Genomic DNA, 12,051 nt, shown 5'->3' on the forward strand with positions numbered 1-12,051 from the left:
GGCTATGTCTCCTCGCCATGCTCTCGCCGTGTCCCTGGTGGACGAAGCCGGGAAACGGGCGCTTGACCACTTTCGACAGCGCGACATGCTCGCTCTTTCGACCAAGGGACCGCTGGATTTCGTCTCGGAAGCCGACAAGGACATCGAACGGTTCGTGAGATCGGCTGTTGCCGAGATCTTCAACGGTGCGCCCCTGGTCGGCGAAGAGTTGGGCGGTGAGATATCCGACGACTACTGGATTGTCGATCCCATCGACGGAACCGCCAACTTTCTGCGTGGCAACCCGCTATGGGGTATATCGCTCGCCCACATGGCAAACGGCATGCCCGACATCGGCGTCATCCGCTACCCCGTCCTGGGCATAACGGTGTCCGCCACGGCCGGCAGCGGCCTCTTTGTCGACGGTAAGGCCGCGCGCCGCGATGACACGTTCGGTGATGTCAGGCTGGCGGCGGTCGGAGAAAACAACCGCTGGCCGGCGGAAGACATCAGTCACGTGGAGACGCATCTGCGCCGTCTCGGCTGGGGCGTCGCGCAATACCGCTGCGCCTCGATCTCCCTCGGCTTTGCCGCGCTCGGACGCACGGACGGCTATCTCGAACGCAATCTCAGCCTCTGGGATCTCGCGGCCGGCGTACTCATCTGCCGAGAGGCAGGTCTCCAAAGTCATTGGGGCGGCACACCTGCCGCTCAGGGCATGTGGGTGATGGTCGGCACACAGGCTCTGATCGAAGACACGACCGAAATTTCAACACACGTAAAGGGATGAAGGGCCGCCATGCTCATTTCGACAGTCAAACCGCTTGATATCGGCCGGAAGTTTCATGAAGGCGGCGCCGTACGCTACTTCCCGGGCAACACGATTGTCTGCCATGTCACGGCACAGGCCGCGCTGATCGCCCGGCTCGACGGACTCTATGATCGTCTGAGGAGCGCCCGTGCGGTGCATTCCTATACGTTGCTGCCACCCTCGAGCTGGCACATGACGCTCTATGTCGGCATCTGCGATCAGGATCGCCGGGCTGATCGCTGGCCCGTGGACCTCTCCCTCGCCACACCGCTCGAAGAAGCGAACCGCTTTGTCGCGAACAGGCTTCGCGCGGCAGACTTTGCCGGGCCATCAAAATTCCAGATGAAGATCAAAGGCTTCTGGCCACTGAGGGACGGCATAGTCCTTGGCGTGAAGCCGATAGACGACGCCGAAGACAAGGCCATCCGGGCCTTGAGAGATCAAATCGCCGAGTGCGTCGGCATGCGGCTTGAAGGCCACGACACCTATGAGTTCCATATCACCATGGCCTATTTCGTCGGCGAACCGACGGACGAGGAGTTTGCCGAACTGTCCGATCTTCTGGCTGCCGAAGAAAAGGACATGCTGGACAGTCTCCCGCCGTTCGAAGTCGGTCCGGGTGAATATTGCCTCTTCAATGATATGTTCTGCTTCCAGCGGCAGTTCTTTCTGACCTCGGGACGTGACCGTTAGTCACGTTCTCGGCCTCGCCTAGCGCATCCAGCGTCATGAAAATCAAGGCGCGAGTCGCCCCATGTCGGACGTTTCGTGCTGAAGCTCACCACGCTGAGGATGAGCCGGTTCGTGGCACGTGCGATCTCAACTTTCTGGGCCTTGGTATCCCGAACCGGACCCGATGCCGGAAACATCTCGAAAAACAGAGGCGCAACAGACTAATGACGGTTGTTAGGTTCGATGCTGATACTCTGCGTGTGGATCGAACCCGCAAGGAGCTGGAATATGGCCCGATCAGCTCCCCGTTTGCGACGCAACCTATGCCGTCAGATACGCGGAAATGACCGCCGCGATCTGATCCGGATTCAGCGCCCCCATCTGCGAGCCCATCAATGCGTCCAGCTGTTCACTGGACAAGTTCGTGATGTCTTCGGTGGACAAGCCGGCGATGCCGGTAGAGCTGAACGACTCGACATCATCGGTCGAGAAGGTCGCCAACTCTTCGGACGTCAGCGCGCTCACCTGCGCAGCCGTCAGGGCGTTCACCTGGCTGGGCGTCAGGGCCTCAGCCTGTGCGGTCGTCAAGGCGGCGATGACACCAGTCGTCAGTCCCGGCACCGCGCCGGGGCTGAGCGCGACGATCTGGGCAGTCGAGAGGCCCGCCATGTCGTCGGCGCCCAGCGCCGCGGCTTGGACGGCGTTCAACGCGCCGATTTGCGCCGTCGACAATGCGGCAACCTGGTCGGTACGCATCGCGACCACCTGATTGTAGCTCAGCGCCCCGATCTGGCCGGCCGTCAATGCATGGATTTCGGACGTGGACAGGGTGGCGATGAAGGCCGTCGACAGGCCCTTGATGGCGGACGTGCTGATTGCGGCGAGTTCCGCCGTCGAGAACGTCGCAAGATCATCGACGGTAAAGCCGGCGAGCCCGTCAGCGCTGAGGGCGGCAATCTGCGCCGTCGAGAGCACATCGATCTGCTCGGCGCTGAGGGCGTTGACCTGGGCGCTGCTCAGCCCCGCGATGGCGGAGGTGCCGAGCGCAGCGATATCCGCGGTGGAAAGAGCCGCAACGAACTCCGTCGACAGGCCCTTGATGGCGGACGAACTGATTGCGGCGAGTTTCCCGATGGAGAGGATTCCCAGAGACTCCGCGGTCAGTCCCGCGATCCCGTCCGCAGTCAACGCGGCAATTTGGCTGGTGGAGAGCGTTTCAAGCTGCTCGACATTGAAGGCTCCGAGCTGCGCGCCGCTCAAGCCGGCAATACCGCTCGTGCTCAGGGCGGCGATCTGCGCGGTCGAGAACGCTGCGATTCCATCCACGCCAAGAGCGGAAACCTGTGTCGACGTCAGCGCGGCAACCTGGGCCGGACGAAGCGCCTCGATCTGGCCGATGCCGAGTGCCACGACCTGGCCACTCGTCAGACCCGATATGGCGGCCGTGCCGAGCGCGGCGATCTGATCCGTCGAAAGCGCGGCGACCGTGCCCGTGGACAGGCCCGGTATCGCGCTCGCTCCGATCGCCGCGATATCGGCGGTTGAGAACGTCTCCAGCTCCGCCGTGCTCAGAACCGCAATCTGTGCCGAGCTCAATGCCGCAATCTGGGCGGGACCCAGTGCCTCGATCTGGTCGATACTGAGGGCAGCGATCTGATCGGTTGACAAGCCCGGCACGCCGGTCGCGCTGAGAGCCGCAATCTGGCTCGTGGAGAGCGCGGCAATCATGCTCGTGGACAGGCCGGACATGGCTCTCGAGCTGATTGCGGCAATATCTGCGGTCGAGAACGCCGCAAGATCATCCGTGCCCAGGGATGCGATCTGCGTCGAGCTCATCGCCGCGATCTGGACGGGACCGAGCGCCGTCACCTGTTCGTTGCTGAGTGCCGCGATCTGACCACTCGACAATCCCGCGACACCGCTTGCAGTCACGGCGGCGATCTGCGCGGTCGAGAAGGCCGCTATGCCGTCCACGCCGAGAGCGGCGACCTGCTTCGAGTTCAGTGCGGAAACCTGGACCGTCGTCAGGGCCTCGATCTGGTCTCTGCTCAAACCGGCAATCTGTCCACTGGAAAGGCCTGATATGCCGGCGGCGCTGAGTGCCGCAATCTGCGCCGTCGAGAGTGCCGCGATCGCGCTGGTGGAGAGGCCCGGCATCGCATTCGAGGCGATCGCCGCGATATCTGTCGCGGTGAACGCGGCGATGTCGTCCGCGCCAAGGGCCGCAAGCTGCGCAGAGCTGAGAGCGGCGATCTGGCTGGAGCCGAGAGCCTCGACCTGTCCGAGGCTCAGGGCCGCGATCTGACCGGTTGAAAGACCTGCAATACCGTTTGTATTCAACGCGGCGACCTGAGCCGTCGACAACGCCGCTATGCCGTCGGTGCCGAGGGCGGCAACCTGCTTCGAACTCAGCGCGGCAACCTGGGCAGCCGTCAGGACCTTGATCTGGTCCGCGCTTAATCCGGCGATCTGGCCGGTCGAAAGGCCTGTCACACCGGCGGCGCTGAGCGCGGCAATCTGGCCGGTCGAGAGCGCCGCCAGCGTGCCCGGAGACAGCCCTGCAATGGCGCTCGATGTGATCGCAGCGATGTCGGCGGTCGAAAATGCCCCGAGGTCGTCTGTGCTCAGGGCCGCAATCTGCGCCGAACCCAGCGCCGCAATCTGGGAGGGCGCCAGAACCTCGACCTGGGCGAGGCTGAGTGCCGCGACCTGGTCGGTCGAGAGACCAGCGATACCGCCTGACTTCAGGGCTGCAATCTGGGCAATCGAGAGGCTCGCAATGCCGCTTGTCCCCAGAGCGGCAACCTGCCTGGAATTCAGCGCCGCGATCTGGTCGGTGGTAAGGGCTTCGATCTGGCTCGTCGTCAGCCCTGCGATCTGCGCGGTGGAGAGGCTCGAAATGCCGGCCGTGCTGAGCGCCGCAATCTGGCTCGTCGACAGTGCGGCGATCATGCTTGCAGAAAGGCCCGATATGGCAGCCGGAGCGATCGTCGCGATATCCTTGGTCGAGAACGCGGCGATGTCGTCCGCATCAAGGACGGCGAGCTGCGCGGAGCTGAGCGCCAGAACCTGGATCGGGGTCAACGCCTCCAACTGGCTGCTGCCGAGCGCCATAATCTGGCTCGTCGAAAGACCCGAGATTCCTGCCGTGCTCAGAGCGGCGATCTGGGCGGTCGAGAGCGCTGCCACGACGGTCGTGGAAAGACCCGAGATCGCGCTCGAGCCGATGGCGGCCATGTCTCTGGTTGAGAACGCGGCGATATCGTCCGCGTCGAGGACGGCGAGTTGCGCGGCGCTGAGCGCGGCGACCTGCGCCGGGGTGAGAGCGCCGATGCGATCGATGCTCATCGCCGCGAGCTGGCCGGTGGACAGGCCCGATACGCCGGCCGTGCTCAGGGCGGCAATCTGACTGGTTGACAGGACAGTCATGTTCGCCGTCCCCAGGGCGGCGACCTGCTCGGAGGTCAGCGCTGCGACCTGCTTGGTGTTCAAGGTCGCAATCTGCGCCGAAGTCAGGGCAGCGATCTGGCCGGTCGACAGGCCCGACGTGCCGGACGCGCTCAAGGCCGCAATTTGCGCGGTCGAAAGAGAGGCAACGACGGACGCGGAAAGGCCGGAGATGGCATTCGGGGCAAGGGCTGCAATATCGCTGGTCGAGAATGTCGCGATGTCGGCCGCATCCAGGACGGCGAGCTGTGCGGAGCTCAAAGCGGCGACCTGGACGGGGGTCAGCGCTTCGACCTGGCTGCCGCTGAGCGCAATGACCTGTCTCGTCGACAAGCCCGAAATTCCGGCTGCGCTCAGGGCGGCGATCTGGTCGGTCGAGAGGGCTACAATGCCGTCGGTGCCGAGAGCGCCAATCTGGGCGGCGCTCAATCCGACGACCTGCTTGGTGCTGAGAGCAGCGATCTGGCCAAGGCTGAGGGCGTCGATCTGGGCAGTGGTCAGGCCCCGGATGCCGTTCGTGGCAAGGGCCGCCATCTGGTCGGTCGACAGTGCCCCGAGGCCTTCGGTACCCAAGGCACCCACCTGAGGCGCATTCAAGACCGCGATCTGGGTCGTACCCAGAGCAGCGATCTGGCCGGTGCTCAAAGCGGCGACCTGGGCGGTCGTAAGGCCCACGATCGCGCCTGTGCTCAGAGCGCCGATCTGAGCGGCGGAGAGCGCCGCGACGGCGTTCGTGGAAAGGCCGGAAACGGCACTCGCGCCGAGCGCCGCCATCTCAGCGGTCGAGAATGTCGCTATGCCTTCCGCCCCCAAGGCCGCGAGCTGCGTCGACGTCAAAACCCGGACCTGGGTGGCAGACAGTGCCTCGGCTTGAGCGGTACTGAGAGCCTCGATCTGTGCGACGGTCAAGCTGCTTACAGACTTCGTGCTCAAGGCAGCGATTTGATCGGTCGAGAGCGCGGCAATCGCACTCGTAGACAAGCCGGCAATGGCCGCCGAGCTGATCGCTGCGATGTCGTCAGGCGAGAAGGTTGCCAGGTCGTCCGCGCTCAGCGCGGCAAGCTGCTCGGAACTGAGAACGCGAAGCTGCGTCGGGGACAAGGCGGCGACCTGCCCTGTCGATAGGGCCTCGATCTGGGCGATGCTCAGGCCGGAAACGGCACTGACACTCAAAGCCGCCATCTGCGCTGAAGAGAATGCCGCGACGCCGTCGGGCTGCAGGGCGGCAATCTGGGTCGAGGTCAGCGCTGCCACCTGCTTGGTACCCAAAGCGGCAATCTGGCCTGTGCTCAACGCGTCAAGCTGAACGGTCGTCAGCCCCCCGATCGCACTCGTGCTCAAGGCTGCGATCTGCTCGGTGGAAAGCGTCGCGAGAGTACCCGTCGTCAGGCTTCCGATGGCCTTGTTGGTGATCGCCGCGATCTCGTCGGTCGAGAATGTCGCTATATCGTCGGCTCCGAGAGCTGCAAGCTGCGTCGAACTCAGGGCCGCAACCTGTCTGGCGTTGAGGGCCGCGATCTGTGCGGTGCTCATCGCGTCGATCTGGGCGGTCGTCAGCCCCCCGATCGCGCCCGTGCTCAAGGCAGCGACCTGTCCAGTGGAGAGCGACGCGAGAACACCCGTCGTCAGGCCACCGAGCGCATTGCTGGAGATCGCAGCCATCTCCGCGGTCGAGAATGTCGCAAGCCCTTGTGCCCCGAGCGCCGTGAGCTGGGCCGCGCTCAACGCCCGGACCTGCATGACGTTCAGCGCCTCGGCCTGCGCGCTCGACAAGGCGGCGGCCTGGCTGGTCGTGAGGCCCGCCAGGGCGGTCGTGGTCAATGCCGCAATCTGGTCGCTCGACAGTGCCCCGAGAGCATTGGTCGTCAGGGCCGAGACTTGTTTCGACAACAACGCTCTGATCTGCGCGACGGAAAGCGCCGCGGCCTGCTCGGCCGACAAGGCGGCGACCTGACTGGTCGCCAGACCCCCAACCGCGCTCGTATTCAAGGCAGCGATCTGATCGGTGGACAATGCCGCGAGGATGGTCGGCGTCAGACCTCCGACTGCCTTGTTGGTGATCGCGGCGATCTCTCCGGTCGAAAATGTCGCAACCCGCTGCGCGCCGAGCGCGGAAAGTTGCGCCGCGCTCAGCGCCCTGATCTGTGCGGCGGACAGCGCCTCGGCTTGCCCGGTCGACAAGGCTGCGAGCTGCGCAGTCGTCAGGCCGACCATGGCACCTGTGCTCAAGGCCGCGAGCTGGTCGGTGGAAAGCGCGGCAAGGGCTTGCGTGGTCAGGGCCGAAACTTGCTTCGAGAGCAATGCCCTGATCTGCGTGACGGAAAGCGCCGCGGCCTGTTCGGTCGACAGGGCGGCGACCTGGCCGGTCATCAGACCTCCGATCGCGCTCGTGTTCAAGGCGGCAATCTGGTCGGTAGAGAGTGCCGCGAGGATGGCTGGCGTCAGACCGCCGACGGTCTTGTTCGTGATCGCGGCGATCTCTGAGGTCGAGAATGTCGCGACCCGCTGTGCTCCCAGGGCGGAAAGTTGCGCCGCACTCAGAGCCCTGACCTGCGGGACGGTCAACGCCTCTGCCTGCCCGGTCGACAAGGTTGCAAGCTGCGCGGTCGTCAGACCAGCCACGGCACCCGTGTTCAAGGCAGCAATCTGATCAGAGGAGACCGCCGCAAGGGTATCCGTCGTCAGACCCGAGATGGCCCTGCCGGTGATTGCCGTGAAATCGGCAAGCGAGAATGTGGCGATGTCGTCGGGGCCCAACATCGAAAGCTGCAACGCGCTGAGGGCGCCGACCTGAGACGAGGTCAAGGCCTCCGCCTGAACGCTCGTCAGTGCACCGACCTGCGCGCCGGTGAGGGCGGCAACCTGACCGGAACTCAGGCTCTTGATATCGAGCTGATCCAGAACGGCCAGTTGATCCAGCGTAAGACCAACGACTGCGCTCACGGAAATGGCATTCAATTGCCTGGCGTTGAGGACATCGACGTCCTCGACGTCCAGGGCCGCCACTTGTGCAGCGGACAGCACGTTGATCTGCTGGGTGGACAGCAATCCCACGTCTTCGGTGGTCCAGGCCTTGACCTCGGCCGTCGAGAGAGACCTGATCTGGCTCGTGCTCAGCGAAGGTATTGTCGAGGTCATGCGCGAAGGCCCCCTGATATTGCCCGGCGTCTGTAACAATCCACATTGACAGCAGCGTCGGGGAACGTGTGCAATTGCCCCCGATAGAGCTCCGGGCACCAGCTCCGGCGGCGCTTGTCAGCCGCCGGGTCACGCGCTCAGATTGCAGTCGCTCACGCGGATCTACCACTTAGCAAGAAACTCTATTCGTCCACTTGGCTTGCCCGAACCTGATGGTTTCGTTCGCGGTCGATGATTTCCCGGCCAATGCTTCGCCGGGGGCCCGTCAGCACGCACCGCGCCGAAGATCACCGGGATACGCGCAGGTTTTCCATTCCTGAACGAGGAAGATCCGCGTATTCTCGAGCGAACTCCCGCGGTTCTATCGGTGGGTGCAGAAACGCCGGCATCCGGTCCCCTCCGGCGCGCGCAGAAAGGTAGCGCCGCGCGGTATCCAGCGCCTCGCGAACCGTCACGTCCATATCCAGATAGCGGTAGGTTCCGAGCCGCCCGACAAAGGTGACGGAAAGCTCCTCGACAGCGCGCGCAGCGTAGCGGGCGAGCTGTTCCGCGTCGTCCACCAGACGGATCGGATAGTAAGGAATATCGTCCGCGCCGCAGGCACGCGAAAATTCGCGGTAGCAGACCGACCCGGTACGGTCTTCCCACCGTGAGAAATGCTTGTGTTCCGTCACCCGCGTGTAGGGCACCGACGCGTCGGCGTAGTTCATGACGGCACAGCCCTGGTAGTCGCCGTCATAGGTGAAGCGTTCGAAATCCAGCGTGCGATACCCGAGGCGTCCGCATTCGTAATCGAAATAGCCATCCAGCGGGCCGGAATAGAACACATGATCGAAGTCGGTCTGCTGACCGCGACGGAAGCGTGTCTCGAGATGGATCGTGATGTTCGCGTGATCGAGAATCCGGCTGACCATGTCGGTATAGCCGTGTTGCGGCATGCCTTGGTATCGATGGAAGAAGTAGTTGTCGTCGTAATTGAACCGCACGGGAAGCCGCTTCAGGATGGAGGACGGCAGTTCCGCGGGCGAGCACCCCCATTGCTTCTGCGTATAGCCCTTGAGGAACGCCTCGTAGAGTTCCCTGCCCACGAAACGGAGCGCCTGCTCCTCGAAAGTCGCCGGGTTCGATATGCTCCCGTCTGCGAGTTCTGCGATGAAGGCTCGCGCCTCGTCAGGCCTGAACGCCTTGCCGAAAAACTGATTGATCGTATGGAGATTGATCGGCAGGGAATAAACCTGCCCCTTCACCGTCGTCTTGACCCGATTCTTGTACGGCATGAACGTCTGGAAGCGGTTGAGGTAATCCCAGACCTCGCAATCATCGGTGTGAAAGATATGCGGTCCGTAGACGTGGACCATGACACCGGTTTCCCGATCACGCTCGGTATGGCAATTGCCGGCAATGTGGGCGCGCGTGTCGAAGATGTCGACTGCGTGGCCGGCTTCGGCGAGCTCACGCCCGATGACCGCCCCCGAAAGACCGGCGCCGACGACGGCAATCTTTTCGATGCGGCGCTGCAGGAACCGGTTCGCCCCGCTCATACCTGACCTCGCGAATGGCTTCGCTCGATCGCTTCCGTCCACAGGCGGCTATCGTGTTGGAGAGGTGAGAAATCGTGCCATTCGGCGAGCTTTTCGATATAGCGCCGGCGATAGACGGCATCCTCACAGAAGACGGCGTTCTCCTGAGCGAGTTCACTCCCAATCTCATAGTAGATGTCAAGATTGCGCAGGTCCGGCACGGGTGTCTCGCCGCGCTCGCATTCCTCCTGCATCTGCCAGAAGAGCTCTTCGAGCCGCCGGGCAAGGGCGGGAATATCGCGCAACACGCTGGTTTCCCTCGCCGCCGCGAGGGCCTGCCTGATACCGGCGAGTCTGCCCCGGTCTTTTGCGAGGGCGATTGCCGTTTCGACATAATGCTCCGGATCGGCGCAGATGGTCTCCTGAACACCCGCGGCAGCGACGATGCTGTGGCAGAAGCGGGCGGCAAAGCTCTTGCCGGGGAAGGTGAGCACCGGCAGTCCGACAGTCAGCGCGTCGGCCGCCGTCGAGTGGGCACCATACGGGAACGTGTCGAGGAAGAGATCGGCGACGGCAATGCGCGCGAGGTGCTTTGCATTCGGCACCTTCGGCGCGAAGATCAGCCGTTCCGATGCCACGCCGGCGCTTTCGGCCGCCTTGCGCAGGCGCTGATCGGTACTATCGTCGCCGCTGAGCAGCCAGAGCACGCTGCCGGGCGTCGCTGCGAGAATACGCATCCAATACGCGAAGACGCCTTCCGTCACCTTCTGCATACCGTTGAAGCAGGCGAAGACGAAAGCCTCCTCGGGAAGCCCCGCGTTCGCGCGGCTCGGTTTCTCGGCAATGACGCGCCTGCGGTCCAGCGGCTGGCTGCATGCAATCCGCAGTACTTTTTCCGAATAGTAGATTTCGTTTTCAGGAGGGACGATGTGATCGTCCGTAATCATGTACTGATGGAAGGGGCTGCCCATCGAACCCGGATAGCCGCAGAAATTGACAATGACCGGCGCGGGACGGTAGGCGAAAATCCTGGTTCTGGCGCTTCTCGTGTAGCCGTTGACATCGACGAGGATGTCGATCTCGTCCGCCGCGATCTGGCGCGCAGCCTCCATGTCGCTGACGGCCGCGATGTCGCGCCAGCAGTCGGCCGCTGCCTTCATCCTCGCCTGCGTCGCATCGTTGCCGGCCGGCTCACCGCAATAATAGGCGTAGATCTCGACGCTTTCCTTGTCGTGCAGCTCCAGGACCTCACGAAGCGCGAAACCGACGGCGTGATCGCGCAGGTCCGACGAGACATAGCCGACCCGGAGCCGCTGACCGGTTCCCGACTTGCGCCTGGGACTGCTGCGCGCGAACCCGCTGACGTCGGGACGCCCGACGAAGGACTTGTTGTAACGATAAGCCTTGGCGAGCTGGAACAGCGGATCGTCCGAATAACATGCAAGCGCCAACGGCGACATCGCGTCGAGCAGCTGTCGTGTCGAGACATGGTCGGACGACACAAGTATCGGCCACTTGCACTGACGCTGCCTGAGGGCGCTCCAGTGCTGGCCGGCCTCGGTCTTGTCGGGGCGCAGCTCGATGGCCTGCCACAAGGCGGTTTCCGCCTCGTCCAGCAGGCCAGCATTTTCCATCACCCGGCCGATGTGTTGAAGCGCCATGAGGCGATGTGCGAGCCGGTCGGCCGTGCTGTCGGCCGTCATCTCCACGAAACGCTGCCACTGCCGTATGGCCTGCGCGGCGGCACCGGCATCTTCGAATGCGCGGCCGAGATTGACATGGGCCGGCCCGAACTGCGGGTCGAGTTTCAGGCAGGCGTGCAGGGCATGGATCGACCCTGCGATATCGCCGAGCTGGCGCAACGTCACGGAATAGTTGAAATAGACGAGATGAAGAAAGGGATGGCCTTCGTTGAAGGCGATCCAGATCTTGTAGATCTCGGCCGCATCGGCACCTTGCCCGGCAGCACTCCGGCCTTCTGCGAGCTTGAGCAGGTCCGCCAGAGACAGGCCCTGTATTCCGGCAATTCGCGAAGCGGACGTCGGCGCGGATGTGTCGTTGGTGGTCATGCCCCAAATTGATGATCTGGCAGATGCGGTTGCAAGCATCGGGTGCGGATTTCCCCGGCTTAATTTTCCGGCCTATTCCTCTCATTGCGAGGTTTGGTGTCGCTGGACGCATAGCGTTTGATGCCGTCGCGAAAACTTCGATCGAAGTTAGGCCTATGCGACGAAGTAACACAATTGCATTGCACCCGTCGGTTTGTGACGAAAGCCTCTGCGGTCCGTCACCTCATCGAGGAAGACACACTTCGGCCTTCCTGGACGCCAAATCCCTCGACGCGCGCTCGTTCGCCAGCGGACCGCTCACGACTTCACAGGCGTGCTGCGGCATCTGAAGGAATTGCCTTGCCAGCAGCAGCGCGCGGCTGTCTACTTCGCAGGGAAGGGACGACCTGAAAATTGACCGAGGTCAAGGTCGGCG

General features: G+C 63.3%; 5 protein-coding genes. 2 read left to right on the plus strand and 3 right to left on the minus strand.

Annotated features, from left to right (window positions below; genetic code table 11):
• The first annotated feature begins 4 nt into the window (after nucleotides 1-4).
• Both DFR48_RS15375 and DFR48_RS15380 read left to right on the plus strand, forming a co-directional pair.
• On the plus strand, nucleotides 5-769 hold the full coding sequence (locus DFR48_RS15375) for an inositol monophosphatase family protein (protein ID WP_114364054.1): 765 nt from the start codon (nucleotides 5-7) through the stop codon (nucleotides 767-769).
• A gap of 9 nt (nucleotides 770-778) precedes the next feature.
• Entirely contained in the window at nucleotides 779-1,483 is a 705-nt protein-coding gene (locus DFR48_RS15380) for a DUF1868 domain-containing protein (RefSeq protein ID WP_114364056.1), read from the plus strand.
• Between the two features lie 300 nt (nucleotides 1,484-1,783).
• Here DFR48_RS15380 and DFR48_RS15385 read toward each other — a convergent pair whose 3' ends face one another.
• The 3 genes from DFR48_RS15385 to DFR48_RS15395 form a co-directional block, all read right to left on the minus strand.
• A complete protein-coding gene (locus DFR48_RS15385) occupies nucleotides 1,784-8,047 on the minus strand; it encodes a beta strand repeat-containing protein (protein ID WP_114364057.1) in 6,264 nt (2,087 codons plus the stop codon).
• A 287-nt stretch (nucleotides 8,048-8,334) separates the two neighbouring features.
• Nucleotides 8,335-9,588, minus strand: coding sequence for a UDP-galactopyranose/dTDP-fucopyranose mutase family protein (locus tag DFR48_RS15390; protein WP_114364058.1), 1,254 nt, complete (start codon nucleotides 9,586-9,588; stop codon nucleotides 8,335-8,337).
• Nucleotides 9,585-11,636, minus strand: coding sequence for an O-linked N-acetylglucosamine transferase, SPINDLY family protein (locus DFR48_RS15395; RefSeq protein WP_114364060.1), 2,052 nt, complete (start codon nucleotides 11,634-11,636; stop codon nucleotides 9,585-9,587). Before DFR48_RS15395 ends, DFR48_RS15390 begins: the two co-directional genes overlap by 4 nt.
• Nucleotides 11,637-12,051 lie beyond the last annotated feature (415 nt).

Origin of the sequence: Ciceribacter lividus (assembly GCF_003337715.1) — a bacterium.
In the GTDB taxonomy this organism is placed as follows: Bacteria; Pseudomonadota; Alphaproteobacteria; order Rhizobiales; family Rhizobiaceae; genus Allorhizobium; species Allorhizobium lividum.